Below are 25621 nucleotides of genomic sequence, written 5' to 3' on the forward strand. Positions count from 1 at the left end.
AGCGAATTTCTATTTTGCGGCATAATAAATAAATACAGATGGCTTCAGGTTTTTTTGCGATTTTAGATGATATAGGTGCTTTAATGGATGATGTTGCCATGGCAAGCAAATTGGCTACACGTAAAACTGCCGGCATACTCGGCGATGACTTAGCCGTTAATGCAGAAAAAGCTACTGGTTTTTTAGCTTCAAGAGAAATACCTGTATTGTGGGCGATTACTAAAGGCTCTTTTTTAAACAAACTGATTATCGTTCCTATAGCTTTATTACTTCAGGCATTTTTTCCCATAGCCATTAAAGTGATTTTAATTTTAGGTGGATTTTATTTGGCTTATGAAGGCGTAGAAAAGATTATCGAATATTTTTTCCACAAGCCAAAGCCGGCAGATGAGGCTGCAGTCGAAGTAATAAAAGATGATGCCGATGCTGAGAAAGCAAAAGTTAAATCGGCAGTATTAACTGATTTTATCCTTTCTATTGAAATTGTAATTATTGCGCTTGGAAGCGTACTCGATAAGTCTTTAGCCATTCAAATTTTAACCGTATCGGTAGTTGCTATTTTGGCAACCGTTGGGGTTTACGGTATTGTGGCTTTGATTGTACGTATGGATGATGCGGGTTACAAGCTTATTAAGCGTTCAAATGATAAAGGTTTTTTTGGCTCATTGGGTCACTTGCTGGTTAAAGCGCTTCCTATCATTATCAAAGTGTTAGCAGTTGTAGGAACCATTGCCCTAATATTAGTAGCCGGCGGTATTTTCGTTCACAATATTGAGTTTATGCATCATGTTTTGCCAAATCTTCAATCTACTATAAAAGAATTTGGGGCAGGTATAGTTGGCGGTTTAATTGCCATCCCTATCATGATGGGAGGCAAGAAATTACTTTCAATGGTTAAGAAATAACGTGTCTAGTTATCTGAATTATAATCCTGTATTTTCGGCAACCTTGCAGGCTTCCATAGCGTTAGTTACATTTAACTTTCTAAATATATTTTGCCTATGGCGGTTTACAGTATTAATGCTTAGCGACAATTTATCTGCAATTTCCTTGCTTCTGCGACCATGTTTAATCAATTGAAGAACTTCTTTTTCGCGTAGCGATAGCAACGTTCCAAACCGGTCCTCGTTATCCTTAATAACCTTACCTGTTCTATTGTTGAGAATCACGCCCTGCGGAATTTCAAATTCAGGATGATCAAAAACCAGATTGTAAAGGCAAAGTGCTAGCCAAATGCTGCCATCCTCTGAGCTGGCAACATAAATCAAACGGTGTTGCACAAAAGCATACTTTCCATCTTTTTTTTTAATTCTTAGCTTAGTGATCACCTGATAGTCAGTGCGATCGGTAACATCAATGGTGTTTAGAAACTGAAAAAAATCAAACTCAAGCTTGTATTTCTTTTCCAGATCTTCGGGATGAACTTTGTTTAACAATTCATCTTCCCAGATAGACGTAATTTCAGTTTCGTCAGCTGATAGTCCAAGTAAATTGGCCACTGCGCCATTATAGATGTAACTTTTTCTTGTCCTTAAATCACTTAGCACACTGATGCAATTTTCCATTATGCTGTACATCCTGGCAATCGATTTGGCATTGTCCAACATCAGGTGAGGCGTTGGATTGAGTTCGAAATGTTGGGCCAGTAGTTTAGTGTTAAGTAGTTTTCTCATCTTCAGCAAAGATAGTGGTTATTTATAACCATTGAATTTGGGTTTTGGCTTAGATAGCTTTGTGATTAAATGTTTCGGGCAACATCCGGGCAGATTGAAATATGATATGATCAAAATGAAGAAATTATTACTCATCGTAATCACGCTGTTCAGCCTGAACAAAGTACACGCACAAAGTCTGGAAAAGATGCAATGGTTTAATGAACCCGAAAAGTGGGAGATAAAAAATAATAGCCTGATTATGCAGGTAACGCCAAATAGTGATTATTGGAGAATTTCTCATTATGGCTTCACTGTTGATGATGCTCCATTTTATTATGGAACCTATGGCGGAGAATTTGAAGCGAAAGTTAAACTCACTGGTGCTTACAAAGCACGTTTCGATCAAATGGGTTTAATGATTAGGATTGATCATCAAAACTATATCAAAACAGGTGTTGAATTTGTAGATGGTAAATTTAATGTGAGTACGGTAGTTACGCATGAAAAAAGCGATTGGAGTGTGCTGCCATTGGACAAAGTGCCACCATTTATCTGGATTAAGGTGGTACGACGGTTAGATGCTGTTGAAATTTTTTATTCTTTGGATGATCAGCATTATATCATGACTCGTAATGCGCCTTTACAGGATAACACCCCGGTAATGATTGGCTTGATGGCTGCAAGTCCGGATGGAAAAGGTTTTGAAGCAAAATTTGAAAATTTTAAAGTCACGCACCTGCCGGATCAAAGGAGGTTAGAGTGGCTCAAAACACATTGATATCTTTTTTGCCGCATTAAAATTAATTTGCCTGATAATGTGTTAATTTCTAATTTGCAGCAAATTAACGATCTATCACATGATGAATTTCAGATTAACGCTGGCAGTTTTCTTTGCTTCAGCTAGTGCCTGGTTTTGTGCAGCTGCGCAAGAAAATCCGGTAAAATTGTCTTATAAAGTTAATGCAGATAAAAGTGTAACTTTCAACTTTGACAAAACAGATCCAGGGTTTTACACCGTGGTATTAAAATTTGACCAGTTAACTAATACTGCTGATCCTGGAAATCGCAAGTTTGAAGCCCGAGGTTATTCAGGAACCCTGACAACCTTAACTCCTACAAATAAAGACCAGGGAATTGGATTTTCTTACAGTTATTCGTCGATTAGGGGAAAGTTAAATCCGAAATATAATGCTGCTTTTGTTTACACTTTGCCGGCTAAAAATGGTGCAAAGATGAGGGCGGTGGAGTCATCTTTTGTAAATGCTACTTATTTCGGAAATACCACACCCGAAGATTGGAAAGTGTATCGATTTTCTACGAAAGAGGAGGATACAGTTACGGCCATCCGTAAAGGGATTGTAGTCGAAGTGAAAGATTTATACGATTCAGATTTGGTTGATGGGATAGCCTATACCAGTAAAACTAATGATTTGATTGTTGAACATGCTGATGGAACATTGGCCAACTATAGAGGACTCAAGAAAGGGAGTTTTGCGGTTAAGGTCGGACAAACCGTTTATCCGGGCACAGCCCTTGGTTTAAACAGCAAATCAAATGGAGGCAATGTATATGGTGTATCTATTTTGCTGATGTACCTGAAGTCTGCAGATTTTGAAAGTGTGAGAAATAAAACCATGGCCACCACAAAAAGTCTATATGGATTTATCACCCCACATTTTTGTATAGATGGAAATGCCGATGCCATATTAACTTCACAACAGGAATATACCGTCTCATACTTGCCCGAAGTAATTAAAAAGGAGTTTACCAAAAAAGAATTAAAACAGCAGGTAAAGTAATTTTTGTTGATTTTACCAGGATATTAAGTTTACGCTGTAAGCTCAATTCATTATAATAGTTGATATTTGCAGCTGTAATTATCCAGTAATGAAACCTTATCTTCAACTTTTCGATTTTTCGAAGGGCATAAATTACCGAACTGAAATTTTAGCCGGATTAACCGTAGCCATGACCATGATTCCCGAATCGTTGTCGTTTGCTATTCTAGCTGGTTTTCCACCGTTAACGGGTTTGTATGCCGCTTTTATTATGGGTTTGGTTACCGCCATTTTGGGTGGAAGACCAGGCTTAATTTCTGGCGGAGCTGGTGCCACGGTAATTGTATTGATTGCTCTAATGAAAAGCCACGGCATTGAATATGTTTTTGCAGCGGTGGCTCTTGCAGGTATTATACAAATTCTGGTTGGGCTTTTCAAACTTGGTAAATTCGTTAGGCTCGTTCCGCAACCCGTTATGTTTGGCTTTGTAAATGGTTTGGCAGTGATTATTTTTATGTCGCAACTGGAGCAGTTTAAAACCGTCGTGAACGGAAACGTAGCCTGGTTAAGTGGTACACCTTTATATATTATGCTAGCTTTGGTGGCCTTAACCATAACGATAGTCTTGTTATTGCCGAAAATCACAAAAGCAATTCCAGCATCATTAGTTGCAATTATTGTTGTTTTTCTTGTAGTCCTTACATTTAATATTGATACCAAACTGGTCAGAAACATCGCTTCAGTAAGCGGTGGTTTTCCGCCATTTCATATTCCAAAAATCCCATTTGACATAGAAACACTAAAAATCATTTTTCCTTATGGATTAATTATGGCTGGCGTGGGCTTAACAGAAGGTTTGCTAACATTAAACCTGGTTGACGAAATTACCGAAACTAAGGGCAATGGAAATAGGGAAAGTATTGCTCAAGGTATTGCCAATATTACCAATGGTTTTTTTACAGGGATGGGCGGTTGCCCGATGATTGCACAAACACTTGTAAATTTATCGGCGGGAGCAAGGGCAAGGCTATCTGGTATTATTGCAGCGCTCACTATACTCGTTATCATTTTAGTTGGTGCACCCGTTATTGAGCGGGTGCCAATGGCTGCCTTAGTAGGTGTAATGATGATGGTTGCCATTGGTACTTTTGAATGGATGAGTTTTAAAGTCATCAATAAAATGCCGAAGCAGGATATTTTTATTGGAATATCAGTGGCGGTTATAACCATTTGGCTTCACAACCTGGCCCTTGCAGTATTAATCGGCGTTATCATTTCAGCATTGGTTTTTGCATGGGATAGTGCGAAAAGGATTCGCTCAAATAAGTATATAGATCAGGATGGTGTGAAACACTATGAAGTTCTTGGTCCGCTTTTTTTTGGTTCAGTTGCTAATTTTAACGAAATATTCGATGTAGCCAACGATCCTGATCATGTAGTGATCGATTTTAAAGAGTGTAAGGTTTTTGATATGTCGGGAATTGATGCGCTGAATAAGCTCACTGAAAAATATAGCTCAGCGAACAAAAAGCTACATTTGCAGTATTTAAGTGAAGATTGTAAACGATTGCTTAGAGACGCTGATGGGATTATTGAAGTAAATATTATCGATGATAGCGATCATCGCATAGTGATGAAGAAATAAGTTCAGTTATTGGCTTTAATTTAAAAGTCAAATTCCAGTTGATTATCTTCCAGCTTTTCTGAAGGATGTTCATCATAAAATCTTGATAGGGTAATGCCTAATAGCCTTACTTTTAAGCTGCCAATGTTTGCATCATTTAAAAGTTTAATCGCTTCGGCATAAATGTTTTCTGCCTTATGTATCGCTAAGGGGAAAGATCGGCTTCTGGTAATTAGTTTAAAATCTTCGAACTTAATTTTTAGCGTAACCGTTTTGCCTTTTAACTGATATTTCTCCAGGCGTTTGGCAACGGTTTCACTAATCTGCTTCAATAAATCATGCATTACCGAGTCTTCATTGGTGTCTTCTGCAAGGGTATCTTCAGCACCCACTGATTTTGTTTCCCGGTTGGCTCGAACCGGCCTGTCATCTATTCCCCGAACTATTTTGTAGTAAAACTTTCCCGACTTCCCGAATTGGGAAAGAAGCTGAGATTCGCTCAGGTTCTTCAGGTCGGAGCCCGTATGGATTTGCATCGCTTTCATTTTTGCAGCGGTAACTTTTCCTACGCCAAAAAATTTTTCTACAGGCAACTTCTCCATAAAAGCTTTAATTTTTGATGGGCCAATAAAGGTAAGTCCATCCGGCTTATTCATATCAGAAGCAACTTTTGCCACAAATTTATTAATGGAAACACCAGCTGATGCCGTTAAATTCAATTCATTTTTAATCGCGTCTTTAATTGATTTTGCAATATCAATAGCCGAACCAATACCTAATTTATCTTCCGTAACATCCAGGTAAGCCTCATCTAAAGAAAGTGGCTCTATAATATCTGTGTATCGGCTAAAAATTTCTCTGATAGATTTTGAAACGGAACTGTAAGCATCAAAACGGGGGTAAACAAAGATAGCAGTAGGGCAAAGTTGATAGGCTTTGCTGCATGACATAGCTGATTTTATTCCGAACTGCCTGGCCTCATAACTCGCGGTTGCCACCACACCTCTGCTATCTGGCTTGCCGCCAACAACAATCGGTTTTCCTCTATATTCCGGGAAATCTCGTTGCTCTACAGATGCATAAAAAGCATCCATATCAATATGAATTATCTTTCGTAAAGCAGGTGGATTCTGATCAGACATTTAAAATTTAAATCTCGGCATTTTTATCCTCATCACCCAATTAGATTTATTTCTTTACATGATGGAAAGAATTATAACTTTACAGCATGCAAACCGGAATGGGGATTGATGATGTTTTAAAATTCAGAGTTGAATGTGCTGGTGATCAGTTAGACCTTAACTTGATGGATGAAGAATGTAAACTTCTATCCAGAAACTAAAAAGATGATTGAGATAAATTTAAAGGGAGAACTTTTTTGTGAGATATAATACCAGCTGACCTGGCTAGGCTAATTTAAAAGAGAATCGACCTTATTCAGTAGGGAATCCATTTCAAAAGGTTTCTCCATAAAATCGTTAGCGCCGGCATCTAAAGCCGATTGGCGAATGTCTCTGCTCGCGGAAATCATCAAAATGGGAATTTCCTGATAATCTGGATCGCTTTTGAGTTGTTTGCAGATATCACGGCCATCGTGTCCACTCATCCAAATATCGAGCAAAATTAAATCTGGGCGGTCTTTTACTGCATTAATTACGGCTCCACCGTCGTAAGTATATGCTACCTCATAACCCATAACCTCCAATATCATCGTCACAGCATCCACAATTCCTTCGTCGTCGTCAGCGATGAGTATTTTCTTATTTCTCATACGTGTAAATATTGACCATATCGGTTGTTTTTATGATTTGGATGGCAAATATGATAATTTGTTTAATACTAATAATGTTTCTTTACGGTTTTTTGTTTTCGAAAATTGAAATTATTTTAGCCTTCCAAGCATTGGGGATGAAGTTCACTTTTGTTCTGAAAAAAACTGGAAATAAAGCGAATGAAGCGGTAACATTAATAATCTTTTACACTCAAAAGGAATAATTTTCTATTTTATGAAGGAATAGCTGTATTTATTTCGAAATATTATAGTTTATATTTACAACTAAATTTAAATTAACCAGCTTTATAAACCCAAATGGATAGTATCAACATTAAGAAATTAGCCGAAGCTTTGAATTTATCTACTTCGACAATTTCAAGGGCTTTTAGAGATAATAGTGACATTAGCGGTGCTACCAAAGAGCGTATTTTGGCCAAGGCCAAAGAGCTTAATTACCAACCAAACCATTACGCCAGTAATTTAAGAGAACAAAAAAGTAAAACGATAGCCGTTATTGTTCCAGAGTTAGCCAATAATTATTTCTCGCAGGCCATTCATGGTATTGAAAGAGTAGCTCGAGAAAATGGTTATCACATCCTTATTTATGTAACTGATGATGATTATCATAAGGAGGTTAATTTTATCGGCCACCTGCATAACGGGAGAGCAGAAGGTATCGTTATGTCGGTTTCCGGCGAGGCAAACGATCACAATTATTTGAATAACTTTGGTGCCAAGCGCTTGCCTCTGGTATTTTTTGATAGGATTTATGAGGATATCGAAACCCCAAGAGTGATTACAAACGATTACAACAGCAGTTTTCTGGCCACTGAACATTTGATTGAGCAAGGTTGTAAACGTATTGCCTATATGGTGGTAAACAAAAGCCTTTCTATTGGTAAAACCAGGATGCAGGGTTATATTGACGCTTTGGCCAAACACCAGATCTTATTTGATGAAAATTTAATTGTTGACTGCAGCAACAGTTATGAAGAAAATAGCGTAATCATTAAGGAGGCTTTGAATCAGCTGAAACCTGATGGGGTGTTCACTTCTGTTGAACGTTTGGCATTTGCCACTTATTATGCCTGTTACGATTTGGGAATTAGTATTCCAGATGATTTAAAGGTAATCAGTTTTTCGAGTCTGGAGATTGCGCCATTACTTAATCCTTCCTTAACTACCATTACGCAACCTGCAACAGAAATAGGGGAACAGGCCGCCAAATTATTATTCAAAATCCTTGATGATCATCAGGATAAAAATCGCTTAACGGAGGTAGTTTTACAATCTAAAATTATCAAGAGAAATTCGACCGCCAAACCGGCAAAAAACGCCTGAAAATCACCCTTGATTTCAAGGCTGAAAACTTCAAAAAAAATCATCACTTAGTGTAAAATACGCAGAATTTTGCCTCATCATCGGGAACGTTCCCGAAAATTAATCGGTTTTGGCTTTCGATTTTTCGGGAACGTTCCCGAAAAGTAGTCGGAAAATGGCTTAGTGTAAAAAATACACATTGATTTTAAATTTAACATTTATAATTTATTGATAATCAGTTTTTTAAAATTATAATTGATAGCTCGTCGTGATTTTTATATTAAGAAAAAGTGATGATTTGGTTAAATTTTCCCGACGCGTTTTTCACTCCGAAATATATTTTTTAAATAAATTTTGAAATCTCATTAAGTGCTGTAAATTAGGCCTATGTGTAATTCACTATAATATTTAACCAAATTTTTATACTTAAACGAGCTTCGAATATGAAAGTATTTTACCTGTTAAAACAGGGGCTTTTGGTGCTGTTAGTTCTTTCAGCATTAATCGTAAAAGCACAAACCGGATCGGTATCTGGAAAAGTGCTTGATGAAACCGGCCAACCTTTACCTGGTGCTTCAGTTGTTGTAAAAGGTACAACAAGAAGTACATCAACAGATGTAAACGGAAACTTTAAATTGGCTGGACTTACAAATGGTGCCATCACTCTATCAGCAAGTTTCATCGGTTATCAAACCCTTGATAAAGCGGTTACTGTTTCGGCAAATGCTACCGCAAATTTCCAGTTGGTACCCGATGCACAAAAACTTAATGAAGTTGTGGTGATCGGTTATGGTACTGCTGAGAAGAAAAACTTAACCGGATCAATCACTACGGTGAATTCAAAAGATTTCCAGAAAGGAACCATTACCACACCTGAACAATTAATTCAGGGTAAAGTTGCCGGTGTAAACATCATCTCGGGCGGCGGTGCGCCAGGCGGTGGTAGTACTATCCGTATTCGTGGTGGTGCGTCATTAAACGCCAGCAACGATCCATTAATTGTTGTTGATGGGGTGCCTTTTAGTGGAAATGGAATTGGTAATGCACCAAGTCCGCTTTCATTAATCAATCCTAATGATATTGAAACCTTTACTGTGCTGAAAGATGCAAACGCTACTGCTATTTATGGTTCAAGAGCTTCCAACGGTGTAATTTTAATTACAACTAAAAAAGGAACCTCTGGTGCGCCTCAAATTACGCTGAGCACTAATAATTCCATTTCAACAGTAGCTAAAAAAGTTGATGTACTTACTGCTGATGAGGTTCGTGCTTTCGTAAATACCAATGGTAACGCTGCACAAAAGGCTTTATTGGGTACTGCAAATACAGATTGGCAAGATGCAATTTATCAAACCGCATTCACTACTGACAATAACTTGAGTATTGCCGGTTCATTTAAAGGTGTACCTTACCGTGTTTCCGGCGGTTATTTAGATCAGGAAGGTGTTGTAGTGAGAAGTAAGTTGAAAAGAGCAACAGGGGCTTTCTCTATTTCTCCTAAATTATTTCAAGATCACTTAAAAATCGAATTGAATTTAAAAGGTTCATTAACCGATTCTCAATACCCAAATGATGGTGCAATTGGAGCAGCCATTCAGTTCGATCCAACACAACCGATTTATTCAAATAACAAATTCGGAAATTATTTCGAGTGGATAACTTCTGCAGGTGTTCCAAATCCGAACGCTCCGCGTAACCCACTTGCTTTAATTGAACAACAAGATAATCATGGTAATGCGGCCAGAAGTTTTGGTAACTTAAAACTAGATTATTCTTTCCATTTCTTGCCTGAATTACATGCCGTAATTAATGCTGGTTATGATTATTCAAAAGGTTACGGACGTACAATTGTTCCAATCTATGCTGCACAGAGTTTCTCAACTGAAGGTTCTTTCTCAAGAAGATTGAACACAGAAATGAACAAGTTCTCTGAAGCTTATTTAACTTATGCTAAAACTTTAGGCAAAAGCAGATTTGATGTGACTGCCGGTTACGGTTATTATGATGATGCAGTAACCAATTATAATTTTGCTACTTATAGAGGTACAGGTGTATTACAAACTACGCCAGTTTTCCCTTTCTCTGTTGATCAAAATAAATTGCTTTCTTACTATGGTCGTTTCAACTATACTTTTGCTGATAAATATATCCTATCAGGAACAATGAGAGCAGATGCTTCTTCGAAATTTGCTGAAGATAACCGTTGGGGTTATTTCCCATCAGCAGGTTTTACCTGGAGAATTATTGGTGAAGATTTCTTGAAAGACAGCAAAGTAATTTCTGATTTGAAATTGAGATTAACCTATGGTGAAACCGGTAATAAAGATGGTATTGGTAACTATGATTACTTATCAAAATATTACGCAAGTACCAACAATGGCCAGTATCAGGTGGGTAATACATTTTATAACTACTACAGTCCTGCAGGTTACGACCCTGATTTAAGATGGGAAAGTACTACAACATATAACGCCGGTTTAGATTATGGCTTTTTAAATGGCAGATTGTATGGTAGCATCGATGCTTACTACAAAAAAACCAAAGATTTATTAAGTACAGTAACCATTCCAGTGGGCACAAACTTTAGTAACGTTTTAACAACCAATGTGGGTAACATGGAAGTAAGGGGAGCTGAGGTGAGTTTAAACTATGTTGCGATCAAAACTGAAAACACTACATGGGATATCGGTGTAAACGGTGCTTATAACAAAAGAAAAGTAACCAACTTAACATTAAATCCTAATTCAGGTTTTAAAATTGATGCTGGTGATATTACCGGCGGTACAGGTATTCACTTAAAATATAACGCCGTTAATCAGTTGCCAGGTTCATTCTTTGTTTACAAACAAGTATACAATGCTAATGGCAAACCATTAGAAGGTGTTTATCAGGATTTAAATGGTGACGGTGCAGTAAACGATGCTGACCAATATTTTTACAAATCACCAGATCCTGTAATCACGTTAGGTTTCAATACTTCTTTCACTTACAAAAGATGGACAGCAAGTACCGTATTGAGAGCAAACTTTGGTAACTACATCTATGATAACATTTCTTCAAACTTTGGGATCAGAAATAACGTGTTAAGTACTCAAGGTATCCTGAATAACTCTACATCAGATTTATATAATACCAATTTCTCAGGTGCATCAGGTGTTCAGTACCTAAGTGATTACTATATCAGAAATGCATCATTCTTAAAAATGGACAATGCTGGTTTATCTTATAATGTTGGTAAACTTTCTAAAACTGGTACAGCTTCAATGCGTATATCAGCAAACTGCCAAAATGTATTTGTCGTATCTAAGTATAAAGGAATCGATCCTGAATCAGTTTCAGGTATTGATTACAATTTATACCCACGTCCGAGAACATATACTTTAGGTTTAAATGTTGGTTTTTAATTATTAATAGCGATGAACACGATCAATTTAAATGCTGAGAATAAAGCTGCTAAAGCGACGGTGATCAAAACCTATCAAAGAAAAGATATGAAAATGAAAAATTCATTTAAAATGATACTGGCTTCAGGTGCATTACTGTTGTCATTAAATTCATGCAAAAAAGAATCGTTTAATTTAACACCAACCAACGATGTAACATCTGCTACCGTTTATGCAACTCCGGCAGGTTATAAAAACAGTTTGGTAAAGTTATATGCAACTTATGCGTTAACAAGTCCATCAGGTTCTGATAATAGTGATGTGGGCGGATTAAATGCAGGTTACGCAGATTTCCTTCGTTTATTCTGGACCTCACAAGAATTGGTAACCGATGAGGCCATTTGTGCATGGGGTGATGTGGGTATTCCTGAATTAGATTATGGAACACCAACACCAGATAATCAGTTTTTGCGTGGCTTATATTCAAGAAGCGTATTGCAAATTACTTTCGCTAATGAATTTTTACGCGAAAGTACAGCAGAAAAATTAGCAAGCAGAAACATTACAGGTGCTGATGCCACTGCCATTACCCGTTACCGTGCTGAAGCTCGTTTCTTACGTGCTTTCCAATACTGGGTATTGTTAGATGCCTTTGGTAATCCTCCTTTCATCACAGAAGATGATGCCATTGGTAAAGTAAACCCTAAACAAATTCAAAGAGCGGCCTTATTCAACTATGTTGAATCTGAGTTGAAAGCCATTGAAGGCGATTTGGCAGAGCCAAGAGCAAACGAATATGGTCGTGCTGATAAAGGTGCAGCCTGGGCATTGCTAGCCAGATTGTATTTAAATGCACAGGTTTACACTGGAACAGCAAAAAATACTGAAGCGATCACTTATTCAAGCAAAGTAATTGCAGCCAGTTATTCGTTAAAAGCAAACTATATGGACTTGTTTAAAGCAGATAACGAAGTAAACAATACCGAAAACATTTTAACCATTAACTACGATGGTATTAATGGAACAAACTATGGTGGTACAACTTTCTTAATCAACGCTGGAATTAACGCTGATATGAATCCTACATCATATGGTGTTCCTTCTGGTGGTTGGGGTGGTAACAGAACACGTCAAAACTTACCAAACTTATTCCCTGATGCAAATGGAACGTTGGATAAACGTGGCGCTTTCTTCGGTACTAAAAGAGCAGTTGATGCTGTTGGCGAATTTACAGATGGTTTACGTGTAACTAAGTTTAAAAACGTGACTTCAACCGGAGCTCCTGGCAGATCATTAAATGGAACATTTAGTTCTTTAGATTTTGCCTTATTCCGTTTGGCAGAACAATACTTAATTTATGGAGAAGCAGTTGCCCGTGGTGGTTCAGGTGGTAGCGCAGCATTGGCGCTGACTTATGTGAATGCTTTACGTACCAGAGCTTATGGCAATACTTCGGGGAACGTAAGTGCAGCTGCGCTTACTACTGATTTTTATTTAGATGAGCGTGGTCGTGAATTATACTGGGAAGGACACCGTCGTACAGATTTGATCCGTTTCGGAAAGTTCGCCGGCTCAACATATTTATGGCCATATAAAGGTGGTGTTCAGGCAGGTGCTGCTTTACCAGCTTTCCGTAATCTTTATCCACTTCCGTTGGCAGATTTAATTGCCAATCCGAATTTGGTTCAAAACACAGGTTATTAATCTTTATTAACAAAAGATATGAAATCAAAATTATTCAAATCCTTAGCTTTAGGCTTAATTGCAGTATCGCTTTGGTCGTGTAAAAAAGATGAAATCAGAACGGTTTCTAACGTTGCTCCGGCAGGAACACTTACGGCATCAAGCACTACATTAAATTTAGTGCAAACTAACGGGGCGTTACCAGCAACAACCTTAACTTATCCATTGGCTACTTCGACTGGCTATGTGGTGCCGGTTACATCAACTTTACAATTTGCCTTAAAAGGAACCAATTTCGCTACGCCAAGAGAGATTGTGGTTACAGCAAAAACCTATGCACCAACCATTACTGAAGTGAACAATATGATTTTGGCATTGGGCGGCGTAGTGGGTACACCTGCGCAAGTTGAAGTAAGACTAAAATCAGGAGCTGCGGCAAATGATTTAACTTATTCAAATGTGGTAACATTAAGTGCTACGCCTTATCTGGCTTCTGCATGGATTTATGCTCCAGGTGCTTACCAGGGCTGGAACCCATCAACTGCTGATAGCTTAATTTCTTTATCCAGTAATGGTGTTTACACTGGTATGATTGCTTACACAGCTGGGAATTTAGAGTTCAAAATTACACCCGCTAAGAAATGGGATGTTGCTTATGGCGATGCCGGAGCTGGTAAAATTAGCTCTAGCGCTGGTGATAACTTAAAAGCTCCAGAAGCAATCGTAAAACAGGTAACAGTTGATTTAAATAAAAACACCATTGTTTTTGGTACACCAAACGAATGGTCGTTAATTGGCGATGCGACACCAGGAGGCTGGGGAGCGGATACTGATATGAAAGGCGTGAACGATGGTAAATCAACAGTTTACTCTTTAAAAACAACTTTAGGTGTTGGAGAGTTCAAATTCCGCTTCGGACATGCCTGGGATCTTAATTTAGGCGGAGGCGCTACTTTAACGCCAAACGGCGATAACATCAAAGTAACTGCTGCAGGTACCTATACCATTACCTTAACTGTAATCAGAACAGGAGATAAAGTGACTGGTGGTACGTATACCATTGTTAAAAACTAACTTATCATATTTGCCCCGTGGTTATGCCACGGGGTTTTTTATAATCTATAAAGTTTCAGCATGATCAGATCCCTTAACATATTACTTCGTCCGCTAACCTTTAATGCTCAGACTAACACTTTGCGTTTTGCAAAGAAATCATTTTTAGTTTCTCTAATCTTACTTGCTGGTTTCAGTTCGTTCGCTCAAAAATTAGAACGCATCGAGCCCATGTTCTGGTTCGCCGGAATGCATAATCCAAAATTGCAATTGCTTGTTCATGGCGAAAATATTGCAACAAGTAATGTAACCTTATCTTACCCAGGTGTTAAACTGGTAAAAGTTAACAAAGTTGAAAATCCTAATTACTTGTTTTTGGATTTGGAACTTTCTTCAACAGTAAAGGCGGGAACGTTCCCGATTAATTTCACTGTTAAAGGCAAAAAAATATTTAGTTATAACTACGAATTAAAAAACCGCGATAAAACCGCAGGTAGAATTCAAGGTGTAACGCAAAAAGATTTTATTTACTTGTTAATGCCCGATCGTTTTTCGAATGGCGATAAAAGTAATGATGTTGTTAAAGGCTTAGCCGAAACAGCACTCAATCGCGACAGCATGTATTTCCGCCATGGGGGAGATATTCAAGGCGTGATCAATCATTTGGATTACCTTAAAGATTTAGGAATCACTACCGTTTGGATGACTCCTGAAATCGAAAATGATATGAAAAAAGCTTCCTATCATGGGTATGCAGCAACGGATCATTATAAAATTGATCCCCGTTATGGAACAAATGAACTTTTCAAAAAATATGTGGAAACTGCTCATGCTAAAGGCATGAAAGTGATTAAAGATATTGTTCATAATCATATTGGTACCGGACACTGGTTTTTCAAAGATTTACCAATGAAAAGCTGGGTGCATCAATGGCCAAAATATACCCAAACCAGTTACCGCGATCAAGCCGTGATGGACACGCATGCATCCGCTGCTGATCGTAAAAAGATGCTGGATGGATGGTTTGTGCCCTCTATGCCAGATTTGGATGAACAAAATCCTTATGTTCAAAATTATTTAACTCAAAACCACATCTGGTGGATTGAGTATGCAGGAATTGATGGATTGCGTTTGGATACTTATCCCTACAACGACCCTGAATACATGGCTGATTGGGCTTTAAAATTAAAAGCTGAATTTCCAACACTATCTATTTTCGGAGAAACATTTGTTTCGGGAGTGGCGAATCAGGCTTATTTCACTCAAGGAAATACCGTTAACCGTGGTTTCGATACGCATTTGCCAGGTATTACCGATATGGCTATAAAAGAAGGGATTTACGAAGCTTTAAATGGTAAAAATGGCTGGACGGATGGTATCAACCGTTTATACGATGTTGTTGCTCACGACTTTCTATATAAAGATCCTACTTTAAACTGCATTGCTTTGGATAACCATGATATGAGCCGTTTCTATTCTGTGGTGAATGAAGATTTCGATAAATACAAAATGGGAATGGCACTGTTGTTAACGATGCGAGGCATTCCACAAATGTATTATGGAACAGAAATTTTAATGAAAAACTTCTCCAACCCTGATGGTTTAGTACGCTCTGATTTTCCTGGTGGATGGGATGGCGATAAGAAAAATAAGTTCATCGCCGATGGCAGAACAAATAAAGAAAATGAAGCATTCAACTTTGTGAAAACTTTAGCCAATTACCGCAAAAATAGCGCAGCATTGCAAACGGGAAAATTAATGCAGTTTGTTCCAGAAGATGATATTTATGTTTATTTCAGATACAATGCTCAACCAAAAGGTACGGTAATGGTTATTTCTAATAATACGGAAAAGGAAAAAACTTTGAATACAGATCGCTTTGCCGAAAGAACAAATGGGATTACCACAGCCAAAAACATTATCAATAACGAAACGGTATCGTTTAAAGAAATTAAAGTACCTGCAAAAACAACTTTAGTTTTAGAGTTAAATTAAAGCAGCGTTAATGTGTTCACTTTTGAACGGATTGTTCGATACTGAACCATTTAAAACCATTATTTAATTGTAGCAGATTGACTATAAGTGATTTGAAATTATTTATTTAGTTGGCATCAGTTTAGCATATCTGTGGACAACATATAGAAACAAAACAATGCAAGAAACATCAAATACACTACCTGCAACATCTCAAATTAAAGCCTGTCTCTTTGATTTGGATGGTGTACTGGTAGATACAGCGGTTTACCATTATCAAGCCTGGAAACGTTTGGCCAATACCATGGGCTTCGATTTTACTGAAGAACAAAACGAGCAACTGAAAGGCGTAAGCCGGGTAGAAAGCTTAAATAAAATTTTGGCCTGGGGCGGAGTCGAAAAAACTGATGCAGAGAAAGAAGAATTGGCTACTTTAAAAAATAGCTGGTATGTAGATATGATTACCAAAATGACGCCCGCTGAGGTTTTGCCAGGAACGGTTGATTTTTTGACAGCTATTCATAAAGCAGGTTACAAATTAGCATTAGGTTCAGCGAGTAAAAACTCTGGAATCATTTTGGAACGCACTAATCTTGCTCATTTTTTTGATGAGATTGTAGATGGAAACATGGTAACAAAATCAAAACCAGACCCTGAAGTTTTTTTGAAAGGTGCTGAACTTTTAGGTTTTCAACCTGATGAATGTGTTGTATTTGAAGATGCGGTTGCGGGTGTGGAAGCTGCAAAGCGTGGCGGCATGAAAGCCATTGGTATTGGCGAAAAAAGTGTGCTTACTGATGCCGACGTGGTGGTAAGCGGATTAGATAAATTAACGGTTAAAGATTTAGAAGAGTTGTAAATAAACTGTAGGGTTAAAGGTATAGGGCTTCACGTCTTGATACTTAATACTAACTACTTGATACTAAATATGAAGAATTACATTAAAGCAGATGAGTGGAACATTATCGAAGAAGGCTTTGATCCACATTTAAATAAAATTTCAGAAAGTATTTTCAGTTTGGGTAATGGCCGTATGGGTCAGCGTGCCAATTTTGAAGAAACTTACACTGGCGAAACCCTTTTGGGAAATTATGTTGCAGGTGTTTATTATCCGGATAAAACCCGTGTGGGCTGGTGGAAAAACGGCTATCCGGAATATTTCGCCAAGGTTTTAAATGCAGCAAATTGGGTAGGTATCGAAGTAAAACTGGAGGATGAAATCTTAGATTTAGCTACCGCTGAAGTGAGCGATTTCAAACGTGTTTTGGATATGCATGCCGGTATTTTAGAACGTACTTTCACTGCAAAGCTTAAAAGTGGTAAAAGAGTAAAAGTAAAAGCAACACGTTTTTGCAGCATTGCTGATGACGAAGTGGGTGCCATCCGCTACAGCATTACGCCTTTAAACTTTGACGGAAAAATCACGTTGATGCCTTTCATCGACGGTGATGTCAAAAACCAGGATAGTAATTATGATGAGAAATTCTGGGATATGGTTTCTGATGAAATCACCGGAACAGAAGCTTACATAAAATTGCGGACGAAAAAAACAGAATTCGAAGTTTGTACCGGGAGCAATATCGAATTGTATAAAGGTTCCGAGAAATTGGATATCAGTCCTGAGGCTGTTCGCAAGGAAAAATTCGTCGGACAAACTTTTTCTGTTGAGGTAAAGGCTAACGAGGAAATTACTTTAATTAAAATCGCAGCAAACTTATCTTCTGAAAATTATTCAAAGGAATCACTTCTAGAAGAAGCCAAATCAGTTATTGCAAAAGCATCCGCTAAAGGTTTCGATACTTTATTGAAAGAACAAACTGAAGCCTGGGCAACCAAATGGGAAGAAAGCGATATCATTATTGAGGGTGATGTTTCGGCTCAACAAGCCATTCGTTTCAATATTTTTCAGTTATTTCAAACCTACACAGGTAAAGATGACAGGTTGAATATCGGTCCGAAGGGTTTTACTGGCGAGAAATACGGAGGTTCTACTTATTGGGACACTGAAGCTTATTGTGTGCCTTTCTACTTGGCCACAGCTCCGCAGGAAGTGAGCAAAAACTTATTGGTTTACCGTCACAAACAATTAGGTAAAGCAATAGAAAATGCTGCTAAACTAGGTTTTAAAGATGGCGCTGCCTTGTATCCAATGGTAACCATGAACGGCGAAGAATGCCATAATGAGTGGGAAATTACTTTCGAAGAAATCCACCGTAATGGCGCTATTGCATTCGCGATTTACAACTATATCCGTTACACAGGTGATGAAAGTTATTTGTCGGATTTCGGTTTGGAAGTTTTAATCGGTATTGCCCGTTTCTGGAAACAACGCGTAAACTGGAGCGGTGAAAAACAACAATACGTAATGCTTGGTGTTACGGGGCCGAACGAGTATGAGAATAATGTAAACAACAACTGGTACACCAATTTATTGGCGACATGGTGCATGAAATATGCAACCGAGGCTGCTGAAATTGTAAAAACTCAACAACCAGAAAAATATAACAGCTTATTAAAAAGCTTAAATTTCGATGCAGAGGAATTTGCCGATTGGGCAGATATCATTGAAAAAATGTATTATCCGAAAGATAAAAACCTAGGGATATTCTTACAGCAAGATGGTTATTTAGACAAAGAACAAACTTTAGTTAAAGATTTGCCGGCAAGCGAAAGACCGATTAACCAGAAGTGGAGCTGGGATCGGATTCTGCGTTCGCCATTTATTAAACAAGCCGATGTTTTACAGGGATTGTATTTCTTCGAGGAAGATTACGATTTGGAAACCATCAGAAGAAACTTCGATTTTTATGAGCCACGTACGGTTCATGAAAGTTCTTTATCGCCTTGCGTTCACAGTATTTTAGCTGCTAAACTAAATGATGAGGCCCGTGCTTACGAATTCTATTTGCGTACTGCCCGTTTAGATTTGGATGATTACAATAACGATACCGAGGATGGTTTACACATTACTTCTATGGCGGGAACGTGGATGAGCGTGGTAGAGGGTTTCGCTGGTATGCGTGTCCGCGATGGTAAATTGCAATTCAATCCTTTCTTGCCAACACAATGGAAATCGTTCTCATTTACCATTGGTTTCAGAGGTGCAACTTTGAAAGTAAATATCACTGAGAATGGCATCAACATTAAAAACCATAACGATGTTGATTTAGAAATCGGAATTAGAAACCAGGTTTATAAGTTGGCTGGAAACGCAGAAATTGAAGTGAATAACGCGGAGTTGGTATGATTGTAGAGGTAAAATGTGAAATGGAAAATGTATTGAAATTGGCTTCGACTCCTCGTCATTGCGAGGAGGAACGACGAAGCAACCTCATTTCAATGATTTCAGTAATAGCAATTTTCCTTTTACTAATTGCTCAATCATCCTTTGCACAAAAAAAGAGTAAAAATATGAACGATAAACAAATCGTTATATATCAGTTATTGCCCCGTTTATTTGGGAATAAAAACACTACAAATATTCCTTACGGCACCATTGAACAAAATGGTTCTGGAAAGTTTAATGATATTACGGATAAAGCTTTAGATGGCATTAAAGAACTTCACGTAAACTACGTGTGGTACACTGGTGCTATCGCCCATGCCAGTTTAACCGATTATTCTGCATACGGAATTAAGGTTGATGATGCTGATGTGGTAAAAGGTAGAGCAGGTTCTCCATATGCCATTCGTGATTATTATGATGTGAACCCGGATTTAGCGGTTGACGTGAAGAACCGAATGAAAGAGTTCGAGGCCTTGGTAAAAAGAACGCATGCTAAGAACCTGAAAGTCATTATCGATTTTGTGCCGAATCATGTGGCTAGAAGTTACCATTCTTACGCGAAGCCAAAAAACGTTATTGATTTTGGAGCTAAGGATGACGTTAATAAAGCTTTCAGTTCGCAAAATGATTTTTATTATATTCCTAATCAGCCTTTTGTAGTGCCCACCAACGGACAAAAAACGCCGCTTTCTATCTTACAGGATGGAAAGTTTGATGAAAATCCTGCAAAAGCGACGGGTAATGATGCTTTTACGGCATCGCCTAAATATGATGATTGGTATGAAACCATTAAGTTAAATTACGGTGTCGATTATCAAAACGGCAGACAAAATCATTTCGAACCCATCCCGCCAGTTTGGACTAAAATGCGAGACATTTTAATTTTTTGGACAAAAAAAGGCGTTGATGGCTTCCGCTGCGACATGGCTGAAATGGTGCCTATCGCATTTTGGAACTGGGTGATTCCGCAAGTTAAAAAAGTTAACCCCGATTTGATTTTCTTAGGTGAAGCTTACAATCCGCAGGTTTACAAACAGTATTTAGAGGAAGGCAAATTCGACTACCTATATGATAAAGTTGGATTATATGATGGCTTGAAAAGGTTAATTAGAAACGAACCATCTGCCGATGTGAAAGATGTTCGTCATGTGTGGCAGGTAGAAAGCGCTGGTTTTGGCAAACATATGTTGCGCTTTTTGGAAAATCACGATGAGGAACGCATTGCATCAGCAGGCTTTGCAAGAAAAGCTGAATTGGCTTTACCTGCAATGGTGGTTTCGGCTACGCTTGGCTCTGGTCCCGTAATGCTTTATTTCGGTCAGGAAGTAGGTGAGCCAGGAAAAGGAGCTGAGGGCTTTGGTGGCGATGATAACCGCACCACAATTTTTGATTATTGGGGTGTTCCGAATCATCAGAAATGGATGAATGGTGGTTTATTTGATGGCCATAAATTAAATGCAGCGCAGCAAAACTTAAGGGCTTACTACAAACAGCTTTTAAAGATAACTTCTACCAGTGATGCAGTAGTAAACGGCGAAATTTATGATGTTCCGCAAGCAGGAAATATGAACAACCGAATGTATGCTTTTATCCGTTATTCGGGTAAGCAGCGTCTGTTGGTCATTGCCAACTTTGATAGAAATCAGACTTTAGAAGCCAACATCGAAATTCCTGACCATATTTTAAAAGTGAAACATTCTTCTCCTGTTACGGATTTGTTGACTGACAGAAAACTAAACATACCTGCAGGAACAAGCATTCCGGTAACACTTGGCCCGGTTTCGGCGCAAGTAATAGAATTTTAAACGAATAGATTAACCGCAAAGAACGCAAAGATTTTCGCAAAGAACACAAAGAATAAACATCCAGCTTTGCGCTTTAACTTAGTGCCCTTTACGGTTAAACAAAACCAAATGCACAATTAAATTAACCACAAAGAACACAAAGATTTAAATAATAAATATCCAGCTTTGCGACCTTTGCGCTTTTCACTTCGTGTCCTTTGCGGTTAAATAAACCAAATACAATGAGCTTAAAAACAGTATTCGAGAACCCGAAATTAACACTGGCACAAATCATTAATATGAGTGTTGGCTTTTTCGGAATCCAATTTGGTTGGGATTTACAACGTGCCAACATGGGGCGTATATATGAAAACCTTGGAGCCAACCCTGACCAGGTTCCGTTATTGTTTTTGGCAGCACCATTAACCGGTCTATTGGTGCAACCAATTATCGGTTATTTAAGTGACAGAACCTGGCATCCGAAGTGGGGTAGAAGAAGGCCTTATTTCATGATTGGTGCCATTGTTAGCAGCATTGCGTTAATCTTCATGCCGCACAGCAGTGTTTTATGGATGGCTGCAGGTTTGCTTTGGGTTTTAGATGTTTTTGGCAACATTGCCATGGAACCTTTCCGTGCATTTGTTACCGATAAATTACCTGATAGTCAGGTTAACCGTGGTTTTATTATGCAAAGCATGATGATTGGTTTGGGCGGAAGTGTAGCCTCGGCATTGCCATGGTTAATGAAAAATGTATTCAGTTTAGAGAATACTGCAACGCAGGGAAATATTCCTGAAAATGTCAAGTTCTCCTTTTATATCGGCGCATTTTTCTTTTTTGCCGCTGTACTGTGGACCGTTTTTACCACCAAAGAATATCCACCTCAAGATGCCGATTTTAAAGAAAAATTGAAACAGAACAATAGTGGTTTTTTAGGCGGGGCAAAAGAGATTTTTCATGCATTAAGCAATATGCCAAAACGCATGCAAATCGTTTCCTTGGTTCAGTTTTTTACCTGGCCGGGATTGTTCTTAATGTGGTTTTATTACACTACAGCCGTTGCGGTAAACGTTTTCGGCGGTAAAGATGCCGCTGACCCTATCTATGCTCAAGGTGCCGATTTCGGTAGTTTAACTTTAGCATATTATAGTGTAATCACTTTCCTTTTCGCATTGGTTTTACCAAAAATAGCTGATGCTTTGGGTAGAAAAACCACGCATGCCATTTGTTTATTATGTGGCGCCATCGGATTAATCAGCGTTGCTTGGGTACATGACAAAAACATGTTATATCTATGTATGACGGGAGTGGGTATCGCTTGGGCAAGTATTCTTTCTATGCCATATGCCATGTTAAGCGGTTCATTACCTAAAGATAAAATCGGCATCTACATGGGGATTTTTAATTTCTTCATCGTACTGCCAGAAATTATAGCATCACTCGGTTTTGGCTGGTTAATGCGTAATGTATTAAATAACGACAGACTTCTAGCCGTTCAATTGGGCGGTGGCTTAATGATTTTAGCCGCTGTTATCTGTTACATTTTCATCAGAGAACCAAAGAAAACAGATGAAGTTTTAGCGTCAGAACTGTCTATTGAAGAAAATAGGTCAGTATAAAAACATTTGGTCATTGCGAGGGATGAAGCAATCTCATCGAAAATAGATTGCTTCGAACCTCGCAATGACCAAAATCCTCTAAAAATCCCTAACCAAATGAAAAAAATCATCTACCTATTGCTGCTTGTAACAGCGTTCCATACTTCCTGCAAAAAAACTTCAACTAAAGGCGGAACAGAAACACCTACAAACCCCACAACCGATTTGCCTGCTGGTGCAAAAGATGGTGTTGCGTTTATCAATAACGGAACATCGGCTATTGTTACACTTTATGCACCAGGAAAAACGTCAGTTTCATTAATTGGCGATTTTAATAATTGGTCTACAACAGCATCGATAATGAAAAAGACCAGCGATGGAAATACATGGTGGATTCAAATTGATAACTTAAATCCAAGCACTGAATATGCGTATCAATTTTATGTTGATGGAAAGTTAAAAGTTGCCGACCCTTATTGCGAGAAAGTACTTGATCCAGACAACGATCAATACATTTCGGCTGCGGTATATCCTAATTTAAAGGCTTATCCAACGGGTAAAACCACTGGAATTGTAAGCGTAATGCAGGCCAACCAGCCTATTTACACCTGGAAAAACAATAGCTTCGTTCGCCCTGAAAAAAATAATCTTGTGATTTATGAATTGCTTATTCGCGATTTCACTACCGAACATACTTATGCTTCTACGCTTACGAAATTGGATTATCTGGTAAACATGGGCATTAACGCTATTGAATTGATGCCTGTAAATGAATTCGAGGGGAATTTAAGCTGGGGTTACAATCCATCATTTTATTTCGCTCCTGATAAATATTATGGAACAAAAACCGCCTTGCAGAATTTTATTGATGAATGCCATGGTAAAGGGATTGCCGTAATTATGGATATGGTTTTAAACCACTCATTCGGTCAATCGCCTATGGTGCAAATGTATTTCGATGGTTCTAAACCAACGGCAAACAGTCCCTGGTTTAATGTTGATGCAAAACATCCCTTTAATGTAGGTTACGATTTTAACCATGAAAGTGCAGCCACTAAAAAATTCTCGAAAGATGTAATTAAATTCTGGATGCAGCAGTATAAAATTGATGGGTTTAGATTTGATTTATCCAAAGGTTTTACCCAAACACAGTCTTCCGGGGATGATGTTTTTAGAAAATATGATGCCGGTAGAGTGGCCATTTGGAAAGACTATAACAGTTATATTAAAAGTATAGACCCGAATAATTTCTACGTTATTCTAGAACATTTTGCAGAAGAATCAGAAGAGAAAGTATTGGCAGATGATGGCATGATGCTTTGGAATAATTTGAATTATAATATGAATGAAGCCACGATGGGCTGGCTGACAAATTCTAATTTTCAGTGGGGATTTTATGCCAATCATGGTTTTTCTAAATCGGAAAATTTGGTGAGCTATGGCGAAAGCCATGACGAAGAACGTTTGAACTTCAAGAACATCACATATGGCAACGCATCAGGAAATTATTCGATTAAAGGAAATTTAGCCACATCATTAAAAAGAGAAGAACTGGCGGCCGCATTTTTGTTTGCCATTCCAGGGCCAAAAATGATCTGGCAGTTTGGCGAATTGGGCTATGATGTAAATATTGATTTCAACGGAAGAACTGGCGAAAAACCAATAAGATGGGAATATTATAGTGATCCAAATCGAAAAGCTTTGTACAATGCTTACACTAAATTCATTCGTTTAAAAAAGAATAATTCTATTTTTAATTCAACGAGTTCTACCTATAGTTTAGCCGGAGGGATTAAATACATTAAGCTGGTAGAGGGGGCAAATACGGTGATAGTAGTTGGGAATTTCGACGTTGTCAATCAAACTGCAAATATTGATTTTGGTTCTTCGGGAACCTGGGTTGATGCAGCAGGGACTAACATCAGTTTAAATTCTAATAACTATATCGCAAGCTTGGCCCCTGGCGAATATCATATTTTTAGTAAGGTAGCCTTGAGATAGATATTTTAGGATTAGTATTTAGCCGCAGATTGAGCGTTTAGTTTACAAAAACTTCAAATCTGCGGCTATGTTCATCATAATCTTGATGTTTTTAGTTAATATTGTTTTAACAACTAAACATCCTAAATGAACGATAAACTGGCGCATCACTTACAATGGGAACGAATTCGTTCTGGCGATAAAGATGCGTTTTTTGATCTCTATAAGGAACTCTACTATCCTTTGGTAAATTTTGGTATAAGGGTTTGTGCAGATGCAGATACTTCGAGCGAAGCGACCGATTTGGTTTTTACCACCATTTGGGAGAAGCACGAAACGCTTAGTCGCGTAGATAATGTGGAAGCTTATCTTCGAACCTTCTTGAAAAGGAAATTACTCAGAATTTTAGAGCGGAAACGTAAAATCAGTGATGCATTATTCAATGCTGGTGCAGATGGCGATTGGATGGAAATGAGTTATGAAGAGTTTATCGTGAAAGTACAAAGTGATGAATTGGTCAAACATCAACTCAAAAATGCTTTGGAAAAGCTAACTTTTCGCCAAAAACAACTCATTCACTTAAAGTTTTTCGATGGATTGAGTTATGAGCAAATTGCTGAACAAAGTAACCAAACCATAAAAACAGCCTACAATACCATTTACGATGCGCTTAAGATTTTGAGAAAAGAATTTAATACCTAAAAAATTTTCTTTCCTTCTCATAAACTT

Annotated in this window: 18 protein-coding genes; 15 read left to right on the forward strand and 3 right to left on the reverse strand. The window is 38.1% G+C overall.

Going from position 1 to position 25621, the window contains the following annotated elements; all coding sequences use genetic code 11:
* The first annotated feature begins 38 nt into the window (after nt 1–38).
* On the forward strand, nt 39–905 hold the full coding sequence (locus tag EA772_RS08630) for a DUF808 domain-containing protein (RefSeq protein ID WP_124912512.1): 867 nt from the start codon (nt 39–41) through the stop codon (nt 903–905).
* Nucleotides 906–923: 18 nt separating this feature from the next.
* On the opposite strand, the gene EA772_RS08635 is transcribed toward EA772_RS08630, so the two are convergent.
* Nucleotides 924–1673, reverse strand: a complete 750-nt coding sequence (locus EA772_RS08635) for a response regulator transcription factor (RefSeq protein ID WP_124912514.1) — start codon at nt 1671–1673, stop codon at nt 924–926.
* A 115-nt stretch (nt 1674–1788) separates the two neighbouring features.
* Between EA772_RS08635 and EA772_RS08640 the strand changes: the two genes are divergently transcribed.
* The 3 genes from EA772_RS08640 (at nt 1789) to EA772_RS08650 (ending at nt 5078) form a co-directional block, all read left to right on the forward strand.
* A complete protein-coding gene (locus EA772_RS08640; protein ID WP_124912516.1) occupies nt 1789–2433 on the forward strand; it encodes a DUF1349 domain-containing protein in 645 nt (214 codons plus the stop codon).
* A gap of 79 nt (nt 2434–2512) precedes the next feature.
* Nucleotides 2513–3454, forward strand: coding sequence for a M23 family metallopeptidase (locus tag EA772_RS08645; RefSeq protein ID WP_124912518.1), 942 nt, complete (start codon nt 2513–2515; stop codon nt 3452–3454).
* Nucleotides 3455–3542: 88 nt separating this feature from the next.
* Nucleotides 3543–5078, forward strand: coding sequence for a SulP family inorganic anion transporter (locus EA772_RS08650; RefSeq protein WP_124912520.1), 1536 nt, complete (start codon nt 3543–3545; stop codon nt 5076–5078).
* 20 nt (nt 5079–5098) lie between these two features.
* Here the strand turns inward: EA772_RS08650 and dinB are convergent, their stop codons facing one another.
* Both dinB and EA772_RS08660 read right to left on the reverse strand, forming a co-directional pair.
* A complete protein-coding gene (dinB, locus tag EA772_RS08655) occupies nt 5099–6199 on the reverse strand; it encodes a DNA polymerase IV (RefSeq protein WP_010601026.1) in 1101 nt (366 codons plus the stop codon).
* Nucleotides 6200–6468: 269 nt separating this feature from the next.
* Nucleotides 6469–6828: a PleD family two-component system response regulator gene (locus EA772_RS08660; protein WP_124912522.1), complete on the reverse strand. Its 360-nt coding sequence runs from the start codon at nt 6826–6828 to the stop codon at nt 6469–6471.
* A gap of 318 nt (nt 6829–7146) precedes the next feature.
* On the opposite strand from EA772_RS08660, the gene EA772_RS08665 reads away from it, so the two are divergent.
* The 11 genes from EA772_RS08665 (at nt 7147) to EA772_RS08715 (ending at nt 25594) form a co-directional block, all read left to right on the forward strand.
* Entirely contained in the window at nt 7147–8172 is a 1026-nt protein-coding gene (locus EA772_RS08665; RefSeq protein ID WP_124912524.1) for a LacI family DNA-binding transcriptional regulator, read from the forward strand.
* A gap of 422 nt (nt 8173–8594) precedes the next feature.
* Nucleotides 8595–11555: a TonB-dependent receptor gene (locus EA772_RS08670; protein WP_124912526.1), complete on the forward strand. Its 2961-nt coding sequence runs from the start codon at nt 8595–8597 to the stop codon at nt 11553–11555.
* Nucleotides 11556–11567: 12 nt separating this feature from the next.
* Nucleotides 11568–13238, forward strand: a complete 1671-nt coding sequence (locus tag EA772_RS08675; protein WP_010601030.1) for a RagB/SusD family nutrient uptake outer membrane protein — start codon at nt 11568–11570, stop codon at nt 13236–13238.
* Nucleotides 13239–13256: 18 nt separating this feature from the next.
* Nucleotides 13257–14291: a SusE domain-containing protein gene (locus tag EA772_RS08680; RefSeq protein ID WP_124912528.1), complete on the forward strand. Its 1035-nt coding sequence runs from the start codon at nt 13257–13259 to the stop codon at nt 14289–14291.
* Between the two features lie 60 nt (nt 14292–14351).
* Nucleotides 14352–16265: a glycoside hydrolase family 13 protein gene (locus EA772_RS08685; protein WP_124912530.1), complete on the forward strand. Its 1914-nt coding sequence runs from the start codon at nt 14352–14354 to the stop codon at nt 16263–16265.
* Between the two features lie 157 nt (nt 16266–16422).
* Nucleotides 16423–17103 carry a beta-phosphoglucomutase gene (pgmB, locus tag EA772_RS08690; protein WP_010601033.1) on the forward strand — a complete coding sequence of 227 codons (681 nt, stop codon included), beginning with the start codon at nt 16423–16425 and terminating at the stop codon, nt 17101–17103.
* Nucleotides 17104–17172: 69 nt separating this feature from the next.
* Nucleotides 17173–19491, forward strand: coding sequence for a glycoside hydrolase family 65 protein (locus tag EA772_RS08695; RefSeq protein WP_124912532.1), 2319 nt, complete (start codon nt 17173–17175; stop codon nt 19489–19491).
* A 164-nt stretch (nt 19492–19655) separates the two neighbouring features.
* A complete protein-coding gene (locus tag EA772_RS08700) occupies nt 19656–21335 on the forward strand; it encodes an alpha-amylase family glycosyl hydrolase (protein WP_246834076.1) in 1680 nt (559 codons plus the stop codon).
* Between the two features lie 221 nt (nt 21336–21556).
* Nucleotides 21557–22933: an MFS transporter gene (locus EA772_RS08705; protein WP_010601036.1), complete on the forward strand. Its 1377-nt coding sequence runs from the start codon at nt 21557–21559 to the stop codon at nt 22931–22933.
* A gap of 96 nt (nt 22934–23029) precedes the next feature.
* A complete protein-coding gene (locus EA772_RS08710; RefSeq protein WP_124912536.1) occupies nt 23030–24913 on the forward strand; it encodes an alpha-amylase family glycosyl hydrolase in 1884 nt (627 codons plus the stop codon).
* A gap of 126 nt (nt 24914–25039) precedes the next feature.
* Nucleotides 25040–25594, forward strand: a complete 555-nt coding sequence (locus tag EA772_RS08715) for an RNA polymerase sigma factor (RefSeq protein ID WP_124912538.1) — start codon at nt 25040–25042, stop codon at nt 25592–25594.
* Nucleotides 25595–25621: the final 27 nt, after the last annotated feature.

The sequence above is a fragment of the Pedobacter sp. G11 genome (assembly GCF_003860265.1).
Classification (GTDB): Bacteria; Bacteroidota; Bacteroidia; order Sphingobacteriales; family Sphingobacteriaceae; genus Pedobacter; species Pedobacter agri.

Coding starts and splice junctions, on each gene's coding strand:
- EA772_RS08660 (WP_124912522.1), bottom strand. CDS start 6,828: ATGAGAAATAAGAAAATACTCATCGCTGACGACGACGAAGGAATTGTG.
- EA772_RS08630 (WP_124912512.1), top strand. CDS start 39: ATGGCTTCAGGTTTTTTTGCGATTTTAGATGATATAGGTGCTTTAATG.
- dinB (WP_010601026.1), bottom strand. CDS start 6,199: ATGTCTGATCAGAATCCACCTGCTTTACGAAAGATAATTCATATTGAT.
- EA772_RS08700 (WP_246834076.1), top strand. CDS start 19,656: ATGAACGATAAACAAATCGTTATATATCAGTTATTGCCCCGTTTATTT.
- pgmB (WP_010601033.1), top strand. CDS start 16,423: ATGCAAGAAACATCAAATACACTACCTGCAACATCTCAAATTAAAGCC.
- EA772_RS08675 (WP_010601030.1), top strand. CDS start 11,568: ATGAACACGATCAATTTAAATGCTGAGAATAAAGCTGCTAAAGCGACG.
- EA772_RS08665 (WP_124912524.1), top strand. CDS start 7,147: ATGGATAGTATCAACATTAAGAAATTAGCCGAAGCTTTGAATTTATCT.
- EA772_RS08640 (WP_124912516.1), top strand. CDS start 1,789: ATGAAGAAATTATTACTCATCGTAATCACGCTGTTCAGCCTGAACAAA.
- EA772_RS08635 (WP_124912514.1), bottom strand. CDS start 1,673: ATGAGAAAACTACTTAACACTAAACTACTGGCCCAACATTTCGAACTC.
- EA772_RS08685 (WP_124912530.1), top strand. CDS start 14,352: ATGATCAGATCCCTTAACATATTACTTCGTCCGCTAACCTTTAATGCT.
- EA772_RS08680 (WP_124912528.1), top strand. CDS start 13,257: ATGAAATCAAAATTATTCAAATCCTTAGCTTTAGGCTTAATTGCAGTA.
- EA772_RS08650 (WP_124912520.1), top strand. CDS start 3,543: ATGAAACCTTATCTTCAACTTTTCGATTTTTCGAAGGGCATAAATTAC.
- EA772_RS08670 (WP_124912526.1), top strand. CDS start 8,595: ATGAAAGTATTTTACCTGTTAAAACAGGGGCTTTTGGTGCTGTTAGTT.
- EA772_RS08645 (WP_124912518.1), top strand. CDS start 2,513: ATGATGAATTTCAGATTAACGCTGGCAGTTTTCTTTGCTTCAGCTAGT.
- EA772_RS08705 (WP_010601036.1), top strand. CDS start 21,557: ATGAGCTTAAAAACAGTATTCGAGAACCCGAAATTAACACTGGCACAA.
- EA772_RS08715 (WP_124912538.1), top strand. CDS start 25,040: ATGAACGATAAACTGGCGCATCACTTACAATGGGAACGAATTCGTTCT.
- EA772_RS08710 (WP_124912536.1), top strand. CDS start 23,030: ATGAAAAAAATCATCTACCTATTGCTGCTTGTAACAGCGTTCCATACT.
- EA772_RS08695 (WP_124912532.1), top strand. CDS start 17,173: ATGAAGAATTACATTAAAGCAGATGAGTGGAACATTATCGAAGAAGGC.